The organism is Maribacter sp., from assembly GCF_039974175.1.
In the GTDB taxonomy this organism is placed as follows: domain Bacteria; phylum Bacteroidota; class Bacteroidia; order Flavobacteriales; family Flavobacteriaceae; genus Maribacter_C.
The window spans coordinates 803,836-824,583 of sequence record NZ_JBDWJN010000010.1; the positions used below are offsets into that span (position 1 = coordinate 803,836).

Here is a 20,748-nt window from a genome sequence, read left to right on the forward strand (position 1 = left end):
CCTTCTACCTACTGCAGCTTGCCACGAAGCGATTAATTTTTAGCATGATGTTCATTTATCATATTCTTGCCAAAAACGATATAATGAAAAAATGCGAAGTGCTCGCTTTATTGGCATTTTTAATGCTATCACACAGTTATGCCCAAAAAAACGATACTAAAGTTTCGGTTGACAAAAATTGCAATAATCGAAATCAGACTATAAAAATTATTGAGGGGAATTGGTTTAATGGCAAAACATTTGAGAAGAAAACGGTCTGGCTTAAAAACAGTTTGATACGTTTTGAAAAAGAAGAAGAAATAGACACGGTTATCAATCTATTTGGAAAATACATAATTCCTCCATTTGCCGAAGCCCATAATCATAACCTGGAAAGCGATTATAAACTAGCGGAGCGCATCGATAAGTATTTGAACAATGGGGTCTTCTACGTAAAACTTTTATCCTCTATAAAAAAAAGAATTGCGCCTTTAATGCATCATTACAACAAAGCAGATGGTATCGATGTCAGTATGGCTCATGCACCATTAACTGCCAATGGTGGACACCCAATTGCGCTTAGAAAAAAGTTTTTAGAGCTCGGTCGTTTTAAGGGCTTGTTCAATGCTGTTGAAGAAATGGAATATCATGGATACGTTCGTATCAATAACTTAGAAGATTTAAATACAAAGTGGGATTCGATCTTATCTTTTTCTCCAGACTTTATTAAAGCAATGTTAGTTCACTCGGAAGCGTATGATAAACGAAAAAATGATACTGCTTTTTTTGGAAAAAAAGGATTGGACCCCAAGCTTTTTCCAGAAATAGTGAAGAAAGCCCATAAATCGAATCTAAGAGTCAGTGTTCATGTCAACACAGCCTATGATTTTCACGTAGCAGTTCAGGCAAATGCGGACGAGATTGCACATTTACCTGAAATCCACAATGGGAAACCCATTGCGGTTGCAGATGCCCTTTTGGCTAAAGAAAAAGGTATTACCGTAGTAACGACAATATCTTTGGTCAAAAAAGACAAGCACCAAGAAAATTATAAAGCACTGCTAGATAATATAGTTCATAATTTGAAATTACTAAAAAAGGTAGGCGTAAAATTGGCTGTTGGCTCAGACATGTACAATGACAATTCTGTTGAGGAGTTTAATTTTCTATATGAGTTGGATGTCTTTTCGAATTTAGAGCTTTTAAAGATGTGGACAGAAAACGCAGCCAGTACCATTTTTCCAAACCGTAAAATTGGAAGACTCGAAGAAGGCTTTGAAGGTAGTTTTTTGGTTTTGGATAAAAACCCGTTAAACGATATTTCAAATATCAATGAAAGTATAGTGCTTAGAGTTAAAGCGGGTTGTATATTAAAATAGTACTATTCTAATACGTAACTTATACGCTATGACTTTTAACTTCAGTAAAATCTCAAAGCATATCATATTTTGGACGTTATATCTATTACTATGGAGCATACATGACCTTAACTATAATAGCAGCATGCTAGAAAACATAAAAACCAATGCCGTACCCTTTTTGTCGTATGCGATTTTGGTGTATACCAATCTGTACATTTTAATTCCTAGATATCTATTAAAAAAAAGAATTTCAAGTTATGTTTTGCTAATGGCTTTTAGCATGGTAATGATCACCTTGCTCGCATCATCTTATCTTGCTTTTTACTTTGAAAATATCAACATACAGACGGCTGAATTTTTTACATCCATAAGAGGAAAAATAGCTGTTATCACTGAAGTTATTATATCGTTATGCCTATCAATGACTTTGTTTTTGATAGATGAATGGTATAAAAAAGAGCAATTGATAAAAGAGTTAGAGCAAAAGCACTTAGCATCGCAAATAGGGTTTACCAACAATCAAATAAATGAACACTTTCTTTTCAATTCGCTAAACAATATCTATGTTATGTTAGATGAGAAAGTGAATACAAAGAATGGGCAGAGCCATATTTTCATTAAGTCTGATGGCATGGTAATCAAGGTCTTTTTAGATGATATAACCTATGTAGAAACAGCTAATGACTATGTTTATATCAACACAATACATAAAGATCGGTACCTCACTTTAGTTTCTTTAAAAACAATTGAAAAGGAACTGCCAGCTGAAAAATTTATGCGGGTTCATAGATACTACTTAATTGGTATAGCTCATGTGAGTAAACTTGAGGGCAATTTAATTCATATAGGCAAAACTAAAATTAGAATTAGTAGAGCGCTTCGCACCCAAGTTTATCAATCTATTATTGGCAATAAGCTAATAGAGCGTTAAAGTGGAATACCAAACGTTGTTGTTCTTAAAAAGCTGCTCCAAATAAATGAAACAGCTTTGTTTATGGTGAATTTATGGTATTACCTTCTATTTATTTGCCAAAAATATATCCCAAAGATATTTTGAAAGCACGATTTTTGGCCGTAGCATTGCCAAACTCCGAGCTTTCTGCTATGTTCATAAGACCAAGTTCGTAACCAGCATTGAGCATAAATCCGTTCTTAAATTCATAACCTATTCCAAAAACGGCAGAGGTATCCAAACCTTTGTATCTGTCTTTTACATCTATATTTTGAGACGTAGAGCCCGTAGCCTCTGACTTTTGTTTTGCCCCAAGCAGAAGGGCTGGTTGTAGTCCGCCATACGCATTAAAGCCTGTATTATTAAATTGGTATCTTACCAAAATTGGAGCTTCTAGATAAGATAAATTTAGTTTGTCTTCTTGTGAAAAAGATGCTTCACCATCTTCACTGGCATAGGAACTCTTAGCGCCTTTACTTGCATATCCAAGACCCGTTTCTAATCTAAGATTTTGATTAATGGGCAATAGTGCATTTGCTCCTAACTGGAACCCAAGCTTTGATTCGTTATCAGTTCCGCCATAATCACCACCTTCACTTACATTTGAAGAAATTGCACCGGCGGCTGTGCTCATAAAAACTTTACAGAATGGTGTTTCAGCCAAGTCTTTAGTTGCGCAACAACTTGTTAAAGTTGTTGTCGCTATGGCTACAATTGTAAATCTCATTAAGTTTTTCATTTTATATAATTTTAAGGTTATTTAAGCGATTATGATACTCCAATCTTTGAGCAGTGTTTTCATTTAGATTACAGGCTTCTAAGAAAATAGCAATGGACAATACCGTAATAACAGCAGTGATTTTTTCTAAATGAAATATTGAAGCTTCCATAGCATTTTGGTCTTATGGTTGCTAAGGTCGTGGTAGAACGCACCAATTTTTTAGCCATGAAAAGCTAAAAGCTTAAATAGCTGAAAACTACTAGAAGAGCTAGAAATAGTAAAAATGGAAAGTAGGTGAAACTAATTTAAACCCAACCTCTTTTGATCGCGTACTTGACTAATTCGGCACTGTTCTTTAAATCTAGTTTTAAGAGAATGTTTTGCCTGTGCGATTCTATGGTATGTTTACTCAAGAAGAGTTTTTCTGCAATCTCTTTGGTGGTCATGCCCTCAGAAATTAAGATAACGACCTCTTTTTCCCGAGGAGATATCAGTTCACCTTTATTACGTTCTTGTAGACTTTGCAACACTAAATAAGTAGTGTCTGGAGGGTAGTAATTGCCTTTGTTATGTACGTCTTGTATTGCATTCAAAAGTAGTTGCTTATCAGAATCTTTTTTTAAATAACCAGCGGCACCAGCCTTTACAATATTCTTTATGAACTCTGCGGAACTGTGCATGGTCAAAACCAAGACTTTGGTATTCAGCTTTGCTTTTTTTAGCCTTTTTAGTACTTCAAAACCATCTATTATTGGCATTTCTATATCCAATAACAGCACCTTAGGTTCTAGCTCTGCCAATAATTCAAGTGTTTCATATCCATCGGCTGCCTCACCAATTACTTTTATGTTTTTAGCTTCGCCTAGCATAGCTACCATGCCTTGGCGAAACAATTTATGATCATCTGCAATGAGTACGGTAATCATCTACATTGGTATTTGAATGTTCAAAGTGGTTCCTTTATTTTCCGAAGAGTCAGCGGTAAAACTACCATTTAACATCTTTATACGCTGCTCAATATTCTTTAAGCCCAAGCCTTCTTTAATGTTCGGCAGCATACCAATACCATCGTCTTCTATGATTAGACTTAAATGTTTTTTATGCCTGTTTAAATGTATGTACAAATTTTTTGCTTTTGCATGTTTAATCACATTCTGTATCGCTTCTTGTACAATGCGATATAGTTGAATCTCGGTAAGCGGTTCAATACGGTTTTTCATTTGGGTGGTATAAAGCTGTGCATGAAGTTCTTCTGCGTCTAATTGCTCCAAAAGCGTGTTTATGGCAGGTACGAGGCCGAATCTCACCAATTCTCCTGGCATAAGATTATGAGAGATCTGTCGTACTTGATTACTGGTATTGTTTAGCGCTAAGATGGCTTCATCCATTTCAGGGGAGGTTGTTTTGATCTTGTCGAGAGCATTTTGAAGTTTGTTTTTAGTCAATGCCAACGATCCGCCGATACTATCGTGTAAGTCTTGTGAAATTCGTTTTCTTTCTGCAGTTTGTGTTTCCGAAATGGCCAAAAGCAATTCGTTTTGTTTTTTGTTTTGCAGACGTTGTTTGAATAGCAAAAATGCTAAAAGCCCTAAAAGTAATGCTCCGCCAAGACCAAATGACAGCTGTTTCACCTTTCTGTTTTGGTTGCTGATTACGATATCATCTTCTTGTTTTTGTTTGTTGAGTTTTAGCAGTTCATTTTCTTTTTTCTCGGTTTCATATTTAATTTCGAGTTCGCTGATTGCATTGAGATGATTTTCATTTTCTAAGGTGTCTTTCCATTGCTCAAAAAGCAACCTATTTGTATAAGCCGCTTCATGATTTTTCATTAAAGAATAAGTTTCCGATTTGGCCAAATAATAATGTTTAAAACCTTCTTTGTATTCCATTTTCTTGGAGAGTACCATGGCGGAGTCATAGTACATTAACCCTCGTTTAAAGTTTTTGGTTTTACTTTCAATAATTCCAAGATTAATAAAAGTGAGTACAACTCCTATATCATCTTTAAGTGCTTTACTTATTTTATTTGACTCAAAATGACTTGCTTTGGCCTTGTTAAATTGCTCCAAGTTTTCATACAATACGCCAAGGTTCATTAAGTCTATGGCCACATGAAATCGCTGCCCCATTTCTCGATGAATATCTAAGGATTGTGTATAGAATTCAAGAGCTTTCTCCAACTGGCCTTGATTTCGATATATGATGCCAATGTTTCCCAAATTAGACGCTTCATAACTCCTGTTTTTGGTGAGTTTGCTCATTTCCAATGACTTGTGGTAAAGCGTTAAAGCCTCTTTTTGCTGCCCTAGATAACGATAAACATTTGCCAGATTGGTATTGGCAATAATTAAGTTAGTTGTGTCTAGCACTGCTTCACCCAATCTAATGGCTTTGAGATAAGCGGTTACGGCTTCTTTGTGCTGACCAAGTTCAGATACTATTTTCCCTAAAATAATGTAGGTTGTGGTTTGTAGATGTTGATTGGACACATTTACTTTTTGAGCAAGCTCTATCGTGTTTAGGGCTTCATTTAGATTCCCTTTATAATACCAATGATCAGCTAGAAGATTAAGTCCCTCTTGCTTGAGGTATTGATGATTAATCTGTTTACTAATTTTTAATCCTCTATCTAAATAAACTAATGAAGAGTCAGGTTCATTTTCATATAATTGTCCAATTTTATAATGGGTTGCTATTCTAATAGAATCTGAAGAGGTTTGGATTATTGATTGTTTAAGGCTGTCTATTTTATGTTGTTGGGCAAAACAGAGGTGCACAGTACCAATAAGAAATAGTAATATACTTACATAGCATTTTTTGTTTCCCATGACGTATTTTATTTTGAGATAATTAAATGTAGCGGATTGTTTTGATAAATAAAAAGCGTACGATATGGAGGTTTTTAGAACCGTCCTATTTTTGAGCGAGATGATTGGCGGGTAAAGTTGTTACCATCTTCATTGATTTTTATCTTTCTAAACTCTGTTTTCAAAAGGTAATGAAACCGAGGGCCAGATATTGAAACAAGCAAAATTGTTTCTTTCCGAGGTTCATGAATACCTTTAAAAAACAATAACAAGCAATGAATAAACACTTATTATGCGAGCCGGCTCTAATGAATCGATATTCCTTCTAGGTATTAAGGTAGCATGTCCTCTGTAGCTCTTTTTTGAGCGTAAGAGGGGAGGGGAGTGTAATATGTGTGGAATGGTATTTACACTAAAAATCGCCCTGAACCAAATGTCTAGTTTTTTGGACCAAATGATGAATGCGTTGATGTACCGATGCGCTAGTTTTGAGGTATGAAATACTAAAAATAGATATCATGAGAACAATCAAATTAGTCTTAATCTTAACAGTAATTACTACTAATTACATGTTAGGCCAACAAAAACAGAATTCAGTAGCAACAGAAAACAACAATACTATGAAAACCTATGTAATTGAACGCAATATTCCGGGCGCGGGTGACTTGACAGCCGAGCAACTTAAAGGGATCTCTCAAACATCATGTGCAGTTTTAAAAGAAATGGGCCCAAAAATTGAGTGGCAACATAGTTATGTAACCGGTGATAAAGTATACTGTGTTTATAAAGCAGAAAATAAGTCGTTGATAGAAGAACATGCAAAAAAAGGCGGTTTCCCTGCCAATTCAATAAGCGAGATTGCAACGACTATTAGTCCGGCTACCGCTGAGCTTTAAATTAAATTATTTTTTAGACAAGAAGCTATTAATTTTAAAGACAGCTTCTTGTTTTTTTTATTCTGTAACTTAACTGAAAATTAGATTATGCCAATATATATGGATTTTCATGATTTACCAGATGGTGTTACTGCGGCACATGTTGCAGAAATGCATCAAGAAGATTTAAAAATTGAGCATAAATACAATTGCCGAGGGTTAACATATTGGTGTGATGAACGAAGACAAACAGCTTTTTGTTTGATGGAAGCACCCAATGAGCAAGCCGTTATAGATTTGCATAAGAAAGCACACGGAGCAATACCACAGCGTATTATTGAGGTTAATGAAACTATAGTAGAATCCTTTTTAGGGAGAATTGAAGATCCTGAAAAATCGAAAAATACAAAACTGAATATTATCAACGATCCAGCTTTTAGAACACTGATGGTGGTTACCTTAAGAAAGAAAACGCTAAGAGAAACTGCATTTGAAACCTTGAACGCAGCAATACGCGGGTACCATAAATCAATTACCAATAGTGCTAGCAATTATAATGGACGTATTGTTAAAGAAAAATCAAACACCTATTTAATGTCGTTTGATTCGGTAACTAATGCTATTCAAAGCGCAATTCAAATTCAAGAATTGCACAATGGTGTTATTACACCTGATTTGGAATTTAAAATAGGGATAAGCGCGGGGATACCCGTTACCGCAAAAGACAACATTTTTGAAGAAACCATTAAAAGAGCTACTTATTTATCTATCGTCACAAAAGAAAAGATTTGTGTATCAAATGAAGTCAAAGATTTGTATGAAAGTGAAAATCAAAATTATGCCATCCCCAATCAAATTTGTTCATTGAATAGTCAAGAAGAAAAATTTGTAGTTGAATTGATGGAGTTCACAGCAACTAATTGGACATATTCAAATATAACGGTAAGTGACTTTCAAGAAAATTTGGGTTATAGCAAATCTAATATGTATCGAACGATGATAGCAATACTAGGAAAATCTCCCAATAGTTTTTTGAAGGATTACAGACTAAACAAAGCACTACAATTATTAGATAAACAAAACTCCAATATTTCGGAAATAGCCTATAGAACCGGATTTAGTAGTCCTGCTTACTTTTCTAAATGTTTTAATGAAAAGTATAGTATACTACCATCAAAATATGTTAAGCAGTTAGCGTAATTAGCGGTTATAGGCTTTACTATAAATGCTAGGATTGCAACAGAATTACCAATAACTTATCGCTATTTTATATAGAGTCGGATTATAGAACATTTATGTTCTATAATTTATATTATGTAAAATAGACTTTTTTAACTCTGCTCCACTCCAGTGCTAAGACAGAACTCACCGCCAATTAAAATCATCCACTGGCTTATACAGTCAGATCGTGTATTTAATTTAATATTCTGAAAAACTTAAAAAAAAAATCGCCACAAACCTTATAGCTCCTTATGCTGACACGGCTTTTTAGTATTTGCCTTGGTGGTCTTGAGCTGCAGATAATCATCCGACACGGTACAAACTTTACCATCCGTTTTTAGATACTCCTTTGGGGTTTCCTCACCAAAAGCGACAAACATACCCATGATGGCTGCAAGCCAAAGGCTATAAAAAAGAACGAAGTTGCGGTGTTTTTTCATGTGATTATTTATACAACCTGAAGATACAGCGATTTCGTATATCAAAATTCTTAAGGTTTCCCCAAAGTTTCTTAAAACTTTGAAAAATTCCCCTGTTATCATGCTGCAACTCGGGTGCGCAACAACAATATATACGCATAAAATGTCACATCATTAATCTAAAAGAATCGCGTTGTTGAATTTGCTATATTTAGTTCAGTTTTCCACCATGAACAATTCCATTATTATGAAAATAAGGTCCTACGTTTTTCTTGTGACATTGCTCTTCTTGACCACCTTTGGATTTGCACAACAAAAGATCGGAATCTTCGATGCTACAACCGCCATAGGCGCCCCAGCATTAAAAGGTAATGCCAGCTACAATATGGAAAATCAAACCTATACCCTTTCAGGCGCAGGTACCAATATGTGGTTTGGAAACGACGAATTCCAGTATCTATGGACTACCCTGCAGGGTGATTTTATTTTGCGCGCCACGGTAGCATTTGTTGGAGAGGGTGTTGATCCTCATCGCAAAGTGGGCTGGATTGTCAAAAATAGTTTAGATGCCAATTCAAAGCATGTAAACGCCTCTACTCATGGCGACGGACTCACCTCTTTACAATACCGAAAAAGCATTGGCGGTGATACCGAGGAGCTAAAATCACCCGCCCTCTCACCTAGCATTATTCAACTAGAAAGACGGGGAAATACCTACATCATGTCAACCGCCAAATTTGGCGCCGAATTTACAAGCGTTGAACTCACCGATATGGAAATGGATCAAGAAGTTTATGTAGGCATTTATGTATGCGCTCATAATGCGAAGGTGATGGAAAGCGCCATCTATAGTAATGTACGCATCATTAAACCTGTAGACCCTGACTACACTCCTTATCGCGATTATATCGGCAGTAATTTAGAAGTGATGGACGTTGCCACCGGTCATCGTGAAATTGTATATCGATCTTCCCATTCTATACAGGCACCCAACTGGACGCTTGATGGTAAAAAATTGATCTATAACTCCAAAGGGCATCTCTATAATTATGAACTTGCCGATGGCATGATAACGCCCTTGAATACGGGTTTCGCCGTAAACAATAACAACGATCATGTACTGACTTTTGACGGCGCTCTATTAGGTATAAGCCACCACGATCAAGATGATGATGGCACTTCTGCCCTATACTATTTGCCGACAGCCGGTGATTCCGTGCCCACTAGGGTTACCAAGCCGGGTGTAGGTGCTTCCTATTTTCATGGCTGGTCGCCTGATGCTAAAAAAATGATTTTTACAGGAAATCGCAACGGTGCCTATAATATTCATACCGTAAGTATCAAAAATGGAAAAGAAAAACAGCTCACCGATTTACCAACTTTAGATGACGGCCCTGAATATAGCCCCGATGGCAAGCATATTTTCTTTAATTCAGTCCGTACAGGAACCATGCAACTATGGCGTATGGACGCCAACGGAAAAAACCAGACCCAGCTAACTTTTGATGCGTACAACAACTGGTTTCCACATGTAAGTCCTGATCAAAAATGGATCGTTTTTATTTCTTTCCCAGAGGATATTGATCCTAGTTCGCATCCCTTTTATAAACAGTGTATGTTACGTATAATGCCCTACGAAGGTGGGACGCCAAGAGTAATCGCTCATGTGTATGGCGGACAAGGAACGATTAATGTGCCAAGTTGGTCTCCTGATAGTAGGAAAATCGCCTTTGTAAGCAATACAGCTAGTTATTAAATTATTTGATTTAATAAATTTACGTAAATAGTTGTTATACAAATATTTACATAGAATTATAAAGCCGCATATTTTTATTCGAACTGTAACCCTAAGCGCCTGCCTGAACGACCAGGTTGGGCAGGCAGGCGACGGGCTTATTATGACACTCCTTCGAGCTTCAAGCGATTTGTTTCGCCGTCCACAGCACGAGTTGTCAGGATCTCTTTAATCACAATCTTCTCTATCAACCTCTGCCTTGGCCTCGTTAATCGCCGCGTTGATGTCGGCCCTGCTTACAGTAGGAACACAGTCTATGGCATCACCCAAAGCATCAAAATAGTTCTTGGCCGATGTTTTTACCGCGGTACAGTTTTCGGTGGTCGGCTCTGTATTATAGGCCGAAAGCGCAGCATTATAGGCGTTAAGCTCATCTGAGACAACTGTCGTCCAAGCCGCGTCGCAGCCCAAACCTAGACCCAAAGCGTCGTTCTTATCACAGCTAATAGCAATTACTAAAAGTGCTACTACAAAATTGATCTTTACAAAAGTGGTTTTTAAGTACTTCATTTTCTTAAGGTTTTATCGTATTGTTAAACATGTCTTGTGGAGGGTTACACCAAAAATATGTCAACCCGTTTACAAGCAATCACAAGGATGTAACAAAGTATATAAGAAATGTAACATAGTACTGAAGCCCTTAATATAAAGGGCTTCAAGGATTCGCACTGGCTTAAAATTGAAGTGATTGCGATGTAGAGCTAACAGATGCCAGCTGAACTACTTTACTATAAGCTACCCCTCACATTCAAGATTTGACTTGAATAGCTTCTCCTTCTTTTGGCGTTCAATCTTTTCTAGTAAACGGTACAAAACGCACGGCCATCAAATTTCGTTTGACAATCTTGTTCTTCTTTTTGGTCAAGAGTACCAATTGGCGTACTCCGTTCTGCGGTCCTACGGGAATGATCATGCGGCCTCCCTGTTTGAGCTGGTCTACCAGCGGTTGCGGAATGCTGTCTGCCCCTGCAGTCACCATAATCGCATCAAAGGGCGCTTTCTTTGGCCAACCGTGGTACCCATCACCCGCTCGTACCACCACATTCGCATAGCCTAGTTTTTTAAGTCGTTTTTGAGCGGCCCATGCCAAGGACTCCACGATTTCGATGGTGTAGACCGAATCTACAATTTTGGCCAGTACTGCCGCCTGATAGCCCGAGCCTGTGCCAATCTCCAGTACCCTATCCTCTTTATTCAAACGCAAGGCCGCTGTCATAAAGGCTACAATATAGGGTTGCGAAATGGTCTGCCCTTCACCTATCGGTAAGGGTTGGTCGAGATAGGCATGGTGCCGCAAGGATCGGGGTACAAATTCATGACGGGGCACGTTCAACAGGGCCGTTAAGGTCGGCAAATGAGTAACCCCTCGATCTTGTATTTGTTCCTTGACCATGTTTCTTCGTAAAGTCGCATACTCCTGAGCAGTGGCACTATAACATAAAATAAAACTTAAGATACATACGCTTAAAAATTTCATTTTTAGAATTTTACATAATATATTCTATTGTTTGTTAAAACCACTCTAGTGTTGCGTCTAGCCTTCCTGCGACGGAGTCTGTCTTGAGTAAAGACCAAAAGACTCTCAATGAAAGTGGGGTTGTGACAACCAGAACCTATTGCGTCAGCTTGTATTTCATACTTAAGACTTTCGGGCTGTCTATAGCTGATTCCCCCTCTAAAACAGGACGATCAAAGCGCCTTTCCAAATTATTTCCTGCTAAATCTTCTAGTCTTGATTCGACCCGTATTTCGACTTCTGTTCCAGTCCATAGACTGTCAGGCACAAAATGCAGCCTACTTTGATTTGCACGCAAGTTCATACGCCCATCGATACGCTGCTTATTCTTATCATAAAACCGAATCGTTTCCAGTGCTAAAAAGGCATCCATAGGCTCGCCGAAATCGATTTCAAGACTCTGAAACGCATCTTTATGCCGCTCTATGTGCCATTGGTCGAGCTTAGGTTTTTGGTCATCCCGTTCATTCACATAATACCTTTGGGTATACCCCTTTTTTAAACGAACTCCCCTACTCGATTTCCAGCTGCTATCTATGGCTACCGTGTAGGTCTTTCCCGCTCGTAACGGCAGTCCTTTTTCTCGATTCGGAATCAAATCAGTCTTGATCCGCCCTGGGTCGAGCCATAGCGTCAACAGCGTACGGTCTTTGTTCCACAATTCTGACTCGAGTCTTAAAAAAGGTGCTATTTCCATACCATCAGTTTCATTGGTCACCCGTATAAAATCTAGGGCATTACCCACTTCTTGCATGGGCGCTTCAAATTCAAAATACATTTTTAACAGGTTCTCTGGCACCGTATCTAACTGGGGGTAGATGGCTAACAAAGCTACTTCCTCGATCCCCTCCAGTTCTGGTATGGTAAATGATGCCAGCACTTCCGTATTGTTTTTTCGTAAGGTATAGGTTTGGCCCGGCGTGAACGGAATTACGGGTGAGAAACTGTGTTGGCCGTTCTGACTAACGATGACTCCAATAACCGAAGTCTGCGATTCCTCACCTACAAAAACGCGTAGCTGTTCAACATTCATCGCTGTAGTGAAGGTGACACCCACCACCTGCTCCGATTCATAGTCTAGCTGTTCGATAGTTACCTCGTCTCGACCGCAGCCAGCGATCAAAACCAAACAAAAAAAGACCAAGCCAACCTTGATCTCTTTTCGTATGTTATGCCTTTTTTTTACATCCATTCGGTGGTGCGCACACGCAATCTGAGATCACCGTCAGACTGGCGTTGCAGGTAAATCACATGGGTAGCATCAAGATTATCCATTTGCAATACGTACGGAAACGGCAGGTTGTCATAGGCCACGCCCTCAGTCTCCGCAAACACTGTTACGGGTTCAGTCATGGTGTCTTTATAATTCGCAATATCCTCGTATTTGATACGCATAACGGGCCGGTTGCTGTTTGACATCAAAAAGTACGTACTCCCCCCCTTTTCATAGGAGATCATATCTAAAGGCGAGTTGCCAGCACCCAGCTCGGCTACGGTGCGACCTTTAGTGTGTTTACCATCTTTGAGCGTCTCCATAGGAAACAAGACCAAGGGAGTACAGGTATAACTAGCCATGAGGTAATCGACCTTATCGAGTTGTATGACATCGAAAGTCTTGATGGGCGCATGGGTTTCATAGGCCCCGTGGGCGGCATGCCAAATTTCAAGCGATGCATATTCTTGACTGTCAGTGAATGGAAACGGAATACTTCTAAAAGTAGAACCAAATTCCTTATTTGAGAGGCCGGAAACCAACACTTTTCCCTTGTGGTACTTCAGATCTGAAATCGCCCAATGGCGTAAAGGGCGTTCTCTTCGATCCTTGGCGTCTTTGGCAACAGGGTCAGACAGGGCTATTTTAGAATAGCTGACATCTTTCAAGGAAACATTTTCAAACCCCTCCCCTTTTAGTTTGAGCAAAACCGGGGTTCCATCGGCTGTATTTACAGCAAAATAGACATTTTTAGAAATCGGATTAACGGCCATATCGGTGATGCCCATGTTGGCAACGGTAGTACCTAAGGAAGCGGCAACTTTGGTATCGAAATCTGAAACATTGATTTCGGGTACTGCTTCAGTCGCTTGTACATCTTTGGTATCGAGCGCATAGATATGGGCATTTTTTGAATCGCCCAAGAACAGAATGCCTTCGGGACCAAAACTCATTTGGTTGATGGAGGCAATCTCAGGATTTCCCGTAATAAAATCTTTGGTCAAACTTGACTCAGGTTCCAGACTATTTGTGGCGGATAAGGTCAACAAGAACACCGCGCACAGTGCAAAGGCAAGTACTATTTGTTTCATTTTCAAGAGGTATTTGTTCCCCCTTAAATTATCAAATTCCGATGCAAGTTAAGAGGTATCAATGGCCAATTAACGCAAATTTAACGTGTTAGAAATGGTACAAGCCGCTATATCTCCTACGAAGCTGTTGCGCTATAGCGACCTCCAATAGTTATGATAACAACCCTATGTAAAGTGACAAATGACTAATTTATGTTGGTCACTCGAATGATGGCCAGGCCGTCTGCAGACTTTTTTACTTCTGATGTTACCAGGTCACGTGCATTGATTTTTCCCATACCATCTAAACGTAAATCAGTTTCATCTGCTTTGCCATAAAAGCTCATAGAACATAGTCCGTCTAAATCGACGTTCAATTCTTGAACATCTACTTCAATCTCGCCTCGAATAAGTCCGTCACCCTTTACACTAAAACTTTTACTCGTAACAGGGTCGGAAGAATAGGCATAGACCAAACCATCCATATCAATACTCTTTAATTCAGGGTGTGTCAGGTATACTTCTATTTTAGGTGCTGAACCATGACGTGCACGATGTTGCACATATAAGGTGTTGTTGCGTATCGCTATGCGATATTCATCCATATTCCGTTCATTTCTTGTTTCAACACCGACAATGGGCGCTGACCCCTGCTTTAAATACAGACGTACATTTCCGTCTAGCTTTACGTTGTCAAAGTATTCGGTAGTGTTTAAGGTTTCCTTGTGTTGCCCAATGGTACTAGATACGGTTAAGAGAAGTACAGCTAAAAGTAAGTTTACTTTTTTCATGATTGTTCGTTTTTTGATTGATGCATAAATCGTTCTACTAAGTAGACGCGTACAAATGGGAAATTGTTACCCGATTTTCGGCATTTTTTTTAAGATTGACCTGTTTTTTTGAATTTATGGTTGCTGATTGACCAAGTCATCTAGCGTATTGGTATTGAAATCTGGTGATGAACGGGCTAAGAAATTCAAGATAGGCAAATGCCCAGCTCCGATGAGCAAGAATACCCTGTCTTCCCCTGGTGTAGTAATTGACAGCAGATTGGCAAAAATTCTAAGATTACGGGTATACCACCATATGGCACCGTCTGCCCCGAAATAATCATCGCCTTCGTTCATTTTAAAGTCACCGATCAAATAATGCCCATGACTAATACGCAGACCTTCGGCATCATTCTCGCTTAGCAATTGCTCTAATAGCGTTACCCGTGTTTTTTGTTCATCTTCGGCAGCGTACATGCCCATAAAGGTATTGTGGAGTTTCTCATCACGAGCCACCCGCACTGGCCCCAATTTTTCTTTGAAATAGGATTGTTTTTCTTGATAGGCCGTCTTGGTAGTATAGTCATCGAAGTTGCGCGCTTGAGCATCGACAGCATATAAGCGTTTATGACCTAATTCCTTTCCCATGCGAAAGCCAATCTGGTAGATCTCATTAGCTTTCAGCTCAAAACGCCCCGCTAGGTATTCGTTGTAGAGCGAATCTAATTTTGGTTGCCGGGCCTTCTTCCACTCAACCGCAATTTTGTTCGGTTTAAATTTTCTGATTTGATCAAGTACTTCTTGAAGTTCTTGTTGCCGTTTCGCTGATAGAATATCAACATCATGTTTGGGTTTATAGCCGTCTAAACCGGCATCTTTAAAATGAAAGGTGCCCAGCATAAAAAGCTCTGCTGTTGCCACACCCTCAAAATGATGGGCATACTCATTTTTTAGATCTTGTGCTGTGCTTACTGTTGAAAAGTGGAAAAGGAGTAATAGGAATAGAAGTGGTTTCATGGCTGTCTCAGTTTCTCTAAAGACAACTGTCGTTTTCCATTGTTACAGTACCACCCATAAGTAATAAAACTATTTGCTATGAGGCCGCTTTGCTAAAGCTTCCACATCACCAGAATACCGAATTCTGTTGCGATGTGAACTTCGAATATTTGAGGTACTGGTCATATTGTTGCCAACTTCTATTCTCACAATATAGTTTTCAGAATTGGAAGCAATACTGAAGCCAAGCGTGTAACTCTGTTTTAGATCATCTTTGGTTATTTCGAGATTCTTTCCTATGCCGTCAAATTTGATACCAGAATCGGAATTATAACCCCCACCCATTTGTCGTTCTCCATAATACGGTAAGTCGGCCGAAACAGAATCACCTTCAATTTTGATAAAATACCCCGACCCTGCGACATCGATACGGCCAATGGTATTTCCTGGTTGCATAATACCGCTATTCGCTATTTGACCCATCGCTTGGGTGAGTTGCGGCTCAGCGCTTCGAATACTAATTTCAAAAGCCTTTTGTTCCATCATACGATCTAATTCAGCATTGGGTTCTTTTACTTTTTGAGATGCTCCACAACCGAAAATTACAGCGGCAAGGACCAATAGAAGACTGTTTCTTAACATTTTCATAGTGCTATTTTTCTTTAAGTTACAAAAAATGTAGCAAGCGCTATGCCAAATTACAGGGCTATTGAAATTTAAACTTCTTTACGATAACTATACAAATAGGGCCTTCGATGTGCTCCTCCTTCCCTCCTTTCCTGCAATCGTTCAAATACTTGATAGCTAAACATTTTTTTTTGAAACCGGCTGCGGTCCATTTTTCGTTCCAATATGGACTCGAAAAGACGGTGCAATTCGGGCATCGTAAATTTTGTTGGTAATAAGTGAAAGGCAATGGGGTTGACCTTAATGATCTCTTGAAGGTTTTTGACGGCAACCTGAACAATATGTTCATGGTCAAATAGTAAACGAGGTAGCTCCGATACTGTTGCCCACTTAAAACCTTTCGCGAATAAACCAGGTGTTGGCATAGAATCCGGTATGTGTACCAAAGCATAATATCCGGTTGAGATAAAACGCTGCATAATCCAGTGATCCTCGGGTAAGGCCGCTCCAAGTTCTTTGAAAAGTGCAGGCAGCTCCTTGGCAAACGAACGTTCGGGTGATCCAAAAGTGTAGAACTGTTTAAGGCAGACGTCCTCCAAGCCAATACGTTCCTTTAGAATACGGCATGCTGCTTCATCAAGCGATTCTTGAATACCGATATACCCTCCAGGCAACATCCACTTGTTATCAGTCAACTGTAGTACTAGAACTTTCAACTGTCTCTGTTCATATCCAAAAATAACAGTGTCGATAGAAATATGGGGCAGGAATAGATCTTGCGCCTTGTGTAGTAGTTGTACTAGCTGTTGCCCTTTGTAGTCCATGCTTTGCTATTCAATTGATTTTAAAACACCTATATTCTTGGTAAAAATAGGAAATATATTTATATTGTGTCAAAATGTCACAATGACTTTATTCATCAATCATCAAAACTATCATGAAAAGATCATCAAAACTAAAGGTGGGAGGCGTTCTCCTTATCCTTGCGATTGTAGCCTTAGTATACATTCTAACCGCTCCGCCAACCATGTCATCAGAAGTCTTTAGTAGCAGTCGCTATACGATACACACTGAACATACGGTATCTTTAGCTGATGGAAGAATCTTGGGGTATGCCGAATATGGTGACCCTCTTGGATTTCCGGTTCTTTATTTTCATGGAGGACAAGAAAGTAGGTTGTCTAGCAATTTTATGGATAGTATCGCAGCAGCCTTAGCGTTGCGGATCATTGCCCCAGATCGTCCTGGCATCGGACTTTCATCTTTTCAGAAAGAGAGAACCTTTTTGAACTGGAGCAAAGATGTTGCAGAACTGGCTGATAGCCTCAAATTAGAAAAATTCTCTGTTTTTGGTTTATCGGGCGGTGCGCCCCACGTTCTGGCATGTGCCTATGCTTTTCCCCACCGATTAGAGCGGGTCACCATCGTATCAGGAACAGCACCGCATACCTATAAAGGAAAATTGAGAGGCATGTGGTTTCCTGTAAAATTAATGCATTGGTTCGCGGCGGCCAAAACCGATAACTACCTTCGGAAGTTTATTACATCTGAGCATAAAACCCTAAAAGAAAGTCCTGAAAAAAGGCTCCGCCAACTGCAACGCTATCTACCAAAGCCCGATAGTAAATTGTTAACGGAGAAGCCCCAGTATGGTATCTCCTTTATTCAAGGTAGTCAGGAGGCTTATAAAAATGGAACAGCGGCTGTAATACAGGAATGGAAAATGTACGTTGATGACTGGGGATTTCCCCTAGAGGACATTTCTACACATATCAATCTTTGGTATGGCAGCGAAGATAAGATGACTCCAAAATACAGGGGTATGTACCTTCACAAAATACTACCCGATTCAGAACTTCATATTTTGGAAAATGAAGGTCATTTTTCCTTGATCAGAAATCATCTTAAGCTACTCCTGACCCAGTTAAAACCTAAAATCTAAAACTTTAACCCATTACCGAATATGACTTCCCGCATTCACATCAATGGTAGCCCCCGTAGCGTGATCCATAGCACCGCTGCACATAAGTGCTACCAATGGTGCTAGGTCTTTTGGCTTTGTCAGTTCGTTGAGGGCAATTTCATTCAACACCCGTTCTTCCCCATGCATTTCAATAAAGCGTTCCGCCATTTGGGTTCGGGTAAATCCGGGAGAAACGACAAAAGATTTGATATTTTGTTTACCAAATGATCGTGCGACACTACGCGCTAATGAGGTCAATCCGCCTTTAGAAGCGGCATAGGCCAAAAATTCTTCAGTCTCTCCACGAAAAGCGGCCCTACTCCCCATATAAACAAAGCGACCCTCTCCCCTTTTTAGAAAATGGTCAAGCCCCAATTTAGTCATTAAGCCCACGGCATCGAGGTTAATCGACATCGTTTCTTTCCAAACTGCCAACCAATCTTGAGTATCTAGTGTTACCGAATGCGGTAGAAAGACACCGGCATTCAATATGACCGTATCGATCTTTTTAAAATGCCCAACCACCTTTTCAAAGAGGGAAATCACCTGGTCTTCATCAGACAGGTCTGCCTGAAAGGCCACCGCTGTATGCGGATATTTGACAACAAGACGCTCAGCAGACGCTCGGTTAGAATTATAATGTACGGCCAGCTTGGCACCCATTTCGAGTAGGTATTCGGCAAGCCCTTTGCCTATGCCATCGGAAGCGCCGGTAAGCAATATGGTTGTATCTGCAAGGTCAATCTTGGTCATTTCAAAAAGGTATGAAATGCCTATTGCTTATTCAAATTTTCGAGTTTGTTTTTTGCCGACCGCCCAGTCATCGTATTCGGTTCTAAATCGATTATCTTCTGTAAGTTTTTCTTTGCTCCATCAAACTGCTTTGCTTGTTCTTGAGCTGAGGCTAGATTGAATAAGGCACCCACTGATTCAGGATAGAAGTCGACAACCGATTGCAATATAAATATTCCCGCTGCGGTGTCTCCGCCATTAAGCAGTCGAAAGCCGGCTCTGCTAAATTCTTCTTGAAAGTCGTAATACTTGTATCTGGGGTCGTTCGCTATCTGCATACCCGCACTTTTTACGGCTTCGTATTTACCCGCTATAAATAATTGGGTAAGATGGTTCATAGGGTCTAAAATAAAACCCGTTTCGGTGTAATTCATAGCCGCATCCAAGACCGGGTCTTGGTTGCTTACATAATCATTAAAAGTCATGGTCTTGGCGATATGCGGTATGGTCCATTCACTCTCCTCCCAAGGGGCCATGTCTTGCCACCATGCGAAAGACAAATAGGCATTGATGGTGGAGTTTGGCAAGGTCACTTTTCTTGTGTCACCGTAAAAGTTTTTATTCTCTGCTGTAGGTTCGCCAACGATGATGGCCTCGGTATAATTTTCTATTTCATTCGTCAGGTTTTGACAGGCCGAAAAGGTATTGCGCCCAATGATATAGAAAAACTTGCCCCGTTGGTTGATCTTCGGACGGGCCATAATGCCCTTGATCAAGGCCTTGTTGTTGTAGTTATTACCTCCCCCGTTCAGTCGAACATCGTATACCAACTTCTCCACTTCATTCTTATCTATGAATTCAAAAAGACGGGTATAAAAATCAGCTAAAGATTCTTTCTCGTCGCTAAAAACCGAGCTCTGTCGTACGTACATCGTTTTAGTGTCTGCCAGGTATTCAAAAAAATAGAACTTCTCATTCAAATGCTTTAAATACAAAGGTGTCACAGCTTGATCACGCACACTCAGCCATTGCGCATTAGGAATGGTAAAACCATAATCTCTCGATACTTCAGATAAGGGTACGGAAGTAAAAGTATGTTCAAAAGTGGTCCCGTTTTTTTCAAGGGTTAGCGGTATCGTTTCTACCAATGCCGAAATGACCCCTTGCGCATGCAGTACACTGGGCACCGTTAGAAACCGAAGTCCGTAGGCCTTAAAATATTGATCGTTCTCTACCGGAACCACTGGGCGTATCGCTTTTAAGGCTTCTTCTACGGGCGTGTCACCTATCTTTAGTAATTTGGCGCCCAAAGCCTTTTCGTTTCCTTTCTGAACGCCCTCTACATAGATGCCGTCCTCAAAATGGTAGAGGTTTAGCGGCAATACGGCCTCTTTGGCAAGTGTGCTGAACGGAATTTGTGTATGTCCGTACGCGAACATGGAGACTATTCGAGTAAGCCCCACTTTAATTTCGTGTGGTTCTAGAGTCGGAATTTGAGCATGGAGCTTTTCTACCTCCCCATCAAATTTCTTTGCCGTCACTTTCTTGAACAAGAACGGGTACTCTTTATGTACGGTTTGTTGAAGGAATTTTAAATCTTCTTGCCAGGCCGTAGCGGTTATGGTCTCTTGAGCGAAACTTGCAGCACTGGCGAAAAAGAACAGCGCAGTTGTTAATAAGCTTGTAAAATAAAGGGATACAGATTTCATTTTGGTCATTTTTTGATGGTTA

Annotated in this window: 20 protein-coding genes; 6 read left to right on the forward strand and 14 right to left on the reverse strand. The window is 39.7% G+C overall.

The features are described from left to right. The first annotated feature begins 83 nt into the window (after positions 1-83). Together ABJN95_RS12670 and ABJN95_RS12675 are read left to right on the forward strand one after the other, a co-directional pair. Positions 84-1,358, forward strand: a complete 1,275-nt coding sequence (locus tag ABJN95_RS12670; protein WP_348370776.1) for an amidohydrolase family protein — start codon at positions 84-86, stop codon at positions 1,356-1,358. Positions 1,359-1,482: 124 nt separating this feature from the next. Beyond that, entirely contained in the window at positions 1,483-2,271 is a 789-nt protein-coding gene (locus tag ABJN95_RS12675) for a LytTR family transcriptional regulator DNA-binding domain-containing protein (RefSeq protein ID WP_348370777.1), read from the forward strand. Positions 2,272-2,362: 91 nt separating this feature from the next. Here the strand turns inward: ABJN95_RS12675 and ABJN95_RS12680 are convergent, their stop codons facing one another. The 3 genes from ABJN95_RS12680 to ABJN95_RS12690 form a co-directional block, all read right to left on the reverse strand. Continuing rightward, positions 2,363-3,031, reverse strand: coding sequence for a porin family protein (locus ABJN95_RS12680; RefSeq protein ID WP_348370778.1), 669 nt, complete (start codon positions 3,029-3,031; stop codon positions 2,363-2,365). Between the two features lie 287 nt (positions 3,032-3,318). Further along, positions 3,319-3,939, reverse strand: a complete 621-nt coding sequence (locus tag ABJN95_RS12685; protein ID WP_348370779.1) for a response regulator transcription factor — start codon at positions 3,937-3,939, stop codon at positions 3,319-3,321. Beyond that, complete coding sequence (locus ABJN95_RS12690) at positions 3,940-5,841, reverse strand: sensor histidine kinase (protein ID WP_348370780.1); 1,902 nt, start codon at positions 5,839-5,841, stop codon at positions 3,940-3,942. It abuts the gene before it with no gap. A gap of 497 nt (positions 5,842-6,338) precedes the next feature. Between ABJN95_RS12690 and ABJN95_RS12695 the strand changes: the two genes are divergently transcribed. Further along, the gene (locus ABJN95_RS12695; protein WP_348370781.1) at positions 6,339-6,716 is read left to right on the forward strand and encodes a DUF4242 domain-containing protein; all 378 of its coding nucleotides are present in this window, start codon (positions 6,339-6,341) and stop codon (positions 6,714-6,716) included. An 87-nt stretch (positions 6,717-6,803) separates the two neighbouring features. Continuing rightward, on the forward strand, positions 6,804-7,895 hold the full coding sequence (locus ABJN95_RS12700; RefSeq protein WP_348370782.1) for a nickel-binding protein: 1,092 nt from the start codon (positions 6,804-6,806) through the stop codon (positions 7,893-7,895). Between the two features lie 260 nt (positions 7,896-8,155). Here ABJN95_RS12700 and ABJN95_RS12705 read toward each other — a convergent pair whose 3' ends face one another. Then, the gene (locus ABJN95_RS12705; protein ID WP_348370783.1) at positions 8,156-8,356 is read right to left on the reverse strand and encodes a hypothetical protein; all 201 of its coding nucleotides are present in this window, start codon (positions 8,354-8,356) and stop codon (positions 8,156-8,158) included. A gap of 226 nt (positions 8,357-8,582) precedes the next feature. Here ABJN95_RS12705 and ABJN95_RS12710 point away from each other — a divergent pair, with 226 nt between their 5' ends. Further along, positions 8,583-10,091, forward strand: coding sequence for a biopolymer transporter TolR (locus ABJN95_RS12710; protein ID WP_348370784.1), 1,509 nt, complete (start codon positions 8,583-8,585; stop codon positions 10,089-10,091). 207 nt (positions 10,092-10,298) lie between these two features. On the opposite strand, the gene ABJN95_RS12715 is transcribed toward ABJN95_RS12710, so the two are convergent. From ABJN95_RS12715 to ABJN95_RS12750, 8 genes are all read right to left on the reverse strand, one after another. Then, positions 10,299-10,640: a hypothetical protein gene (locus ABJN95_RS12715; protein WP_348370785.1), complete on the reverse strand. Its 342-nt coding sequence runs from the start codon at positions 10,638-10,640 to the stop codon at positions 10,299-10,301. A gap of 277 nt (positions 10,641-10,917) precedes the next feature. Further along, on the reverse strand, positions 10,918-11,607 hold the full coding sequence (locus ABJN95_RS12720) for a protein-L-isoaspartate(D-aspartate) O-methyltransferase (RefSeq protein ID WP_348370786.1): 690 nt from the start codon (positions 11,605-11,607) through the stop codon (positions 10,918-10,920). Between the two features lie 136 nt (positions 11,608-11,743). Next, complete coding sequence (locus ABJN95_RS12725; RefSeq protein WP_348370787.1) at positions 11,744-12,838, reverse strand: hypothetical protein; 1,095 nt, start codon at positions 12,836-12,838, stop codon at positions 11,744-11,746. Beyond that, positions 12,829-13,950: a hypothetical protein gene (locus tag ABJN95_RS12730; protein ID WP_348370788.1), complete on the reverse strand. Its 1,122-nt coding sequence runs from the start codon at positions 13,948-13,950 to the stop codon at positions 12,829-12,831. Before ABJN95_RS12730 ends, ABJN95_RS12725 begins: the two co-directional genes overlap by 10 nt. 185 nt (positions 13,951-14,135) lie before the next feature. After that, positions 14,136-14,720, reverse strand: a complete 585-nt coding sequence (locus ABJN95_RS12735) for a DUF2807 domain-containing protein (protein ID WP_348370789.1) — start codon at positions 14,718-14,720, stop codon at positions 14,136-14,138. 114 nt (positions 14,721-14,834) lie between these two features. Further along, the gene (locus tag ABJN95_RS12740) at positions 14,835-15,716 is read right to left on the reverse strand and encodes a DUF5694 domain-containing protein (protein WP_348370790.1); all 882 of its coding nucleotides are present in this window, start codon (positions 15,714-15,716) and stop codon (positions 14,835-14,837) included. A gap of 69 nt (positions 15,717-15,785) precedes the next feature. Beyond that, positions 15,786-16,343 carry a DUF4251 domain-containing protein gene (locus ABJN95_RS12745; RefSeq protein ID WP_348370791.1) on the reverse strand — a complete coding sequence of 186 codons (558 nt, stop codon included), beginning with the start codon at positions 16,341-16,343 and terminating at the stop codon, positions 15,786-15,788. Positions 16,344-16,411: 68 nt separating this feature from the next. Continuing rightward, positions 16,412-17,146, reverse strand: coding sequence for an NUDIX domain-containing protein (locus tag ABJN95_RS12750; RefSeq protein ID WP_348370792.1), 735 nt, complete (start codon positions 17,144-17,146; stop codon positions 16,412-16,414). A 113-nt stretch (positions 17,147-17,259) separates the two neighbouring features. Here ABJN95_RS12750 and ABJN95_RS12755 point away from each other — a divergent pair, with 113 nt between their 5' ends. Then, positions 17,260-18,264 carry an alpha/beta hydrolase gene (locus ABJN95_RS12755; protein ID WP_348370793.1) on the forward strand — a complete coding sequence of 335 codons (1,005 nt, stop codon included), beginning with the start codon at positions 17,260-17,262 and terminating at the stop codon, positions 18,262-18,264. A 12-nt stretch (positions 18,265-18,276) separates the two neighbouring features. On the opposite strand, the gene ABJN95_RS12760 is transcribed toward ABJN95_RS12755, so the two are convergent. Together ABJN95_RS12760 and ABJN95_RS12765 are read right to left on the reverse strand one after the other, a co-directional pair. Continuing rightward, entirely contained in the window at positions 18,277-19,038 is a 762-nt protein-coding gene (locus ABJN95_RS12760) for an SDR family oxidoreductase (RefSeq protein WP_348370794.1), read from the reverse strand. Between the two features lie 20 nt (positions 19,039-19,058). Then, on the reverse strand, positions 19,059-20,726 hold the full coding sequence (locus ABJN95_RS12765) for a tetratricopeptide repeat protein (protein WP_348370795.1): 1,668 nt from the start codon (positions 20,724-20,726) through the stop codon (positions 19,059-19,061). Between the last annotated feature and the right edge of the window lie 22 nt (positions 20,727-20,748).

Bases quoted from the DNA above. Each gene is read 5' to 3' on its own strand.
- ABJN95_RS12670 (WP_348370776.1), top strand. From the start codon at position 84: ATGAAAAAATGCGAAGTGCTCGCTTTATTGGCATTTTTAATGCTATCA.
- ABJN95_RS12675 (WP_348370777.1), top strand. From the start codon at position 1,483: ATGCTAGAAAACATAAAAACCAATGCCGTACCCTTTTTGTCGTATGCG.
- ABJN95_RS12680 (WP_348370778.1), bottom strand. From the start codon at position 3,031: ATGAAAAACTTAATGAGATTTACAATTGTAGCCATAGCGACAACAACT.
- ABJN95_RS12685 (WP_348370779.1), bottom strand. From the start codon at position 3,939: ATGATTACCGTACTCATTGCAGATGATCATAAATTGTTTCGCCAAGGC.
- ABJN95_RS12690 (WP_348370780.1), bottom strand. From the start codon at position 5,841: ATGGGAAACAAAAAATGCTATGTAAGTATATTACTATTTCTTATTGGT.
- ABJN95_RS12695 (WP_348370781.1), top strand. From the start codon at position 6,339: ATGAGAACAATCAAATTAGTCTTAATCTTAACAGTAATTACTACTAAT.
- ABJN95_RS12700 (WP_348370782.1), top strand. From the start codon at position 6,804: ATGCCAATATATATGGATTTTCATGATTTACCAGATGGTGTTACTGCG.
- ABJN95_RS12705 (WP_348370783.1), bottom strand. From the start codon at position 8,356: ATGAAAAAACACCGCAACTTCGTTCTTTTTTATAGCCTTTGGCTTGCA.
- ABJN95_RS12710 (WP_348370784.1), top strand. From the start codon at position 8,583: ATGAAAATAAGGTCCTACGTTTTTCTTGTGACATTGCTCTTCTTGACC.
- ABJN95_RS12715 (WP_348370785.1), bottom strand. From the start codon at position 10,640: ATGAAGTACTTAAAAACCACTTTTGTAAAGATCAATTTTGTAGTAGCA.
- ABJN95_RS12720 (WP_348370786.1), bottom strand. From the start codon at position 11,607: ATGAAATTTTTAAGCGTATGTATCTTAAGTTTTATTTTATGTTATAGT.
- ABJN95_RS12725 (WP_348370787.1), bottom strand. From the start codon at position 12,838: ATGGATGTAAAAAAAAGGCATAACATACGAAAAGAGATCAAGGTTGGC.
- ABJN95_RS12730 (WP_348370788.1), bottom strand. From the start codon at position 13,950: ATGAAACAAATAGTACTTGCCTTTGCACTGTGCGCGGTGTTCTTGTTG.
- ABJN95_RS12735 (WP_348370789.1), bottom strand. From the start codon at position 14,720: ATGAAAAAAGTAAACTTACTTTTAGCTGTACTTCTCTTAACCGTATCT.
- ABJN95_RS12740 (WP_348370790.1), bottom strand. From the start codon at position 15,716: ATGAAACCACTTCTATTCCTATTACTCCTTTTCCACTTTTCAACAGTA.
- ABJN95_RS12745 (WP_348370791.1), bottom strand. From the start codon at position 16,343: ATGAAAATGTTAAGAAACAGTCTTCTATTGGTCCTTGCCGCTGTAATT.
- ABJN95_RS12750 (WP_348370792.1), bottom strand. From the start codon at position 17,146: ATGGACTACAAAGGGCAACAGCTAGTACAACTACTACACAAGGCGCAA.
- ABJN95_RS12755 (WP_348370793.1), top strand. From the start codon at position 17,260: ATGAAAAGATCATCAAAACTAAAGGTGGGAGGCGTTCTCCTTATCCTT.
- ABJN95_RS12760 (WP_348370794.1), bottom strand. From the start codon at position 19,038: ATGACCAAGATTGACCTTGCAGATACAACCATATTGCTTACCGGCGCT.
- ABJN95_RS12765 (WP_348370795.1), bottom strand. From the start codon at position 20,726: ATGAAATCTGTATCCCTTTATTTTACAAGCTTATTAACAACTGCGCTG.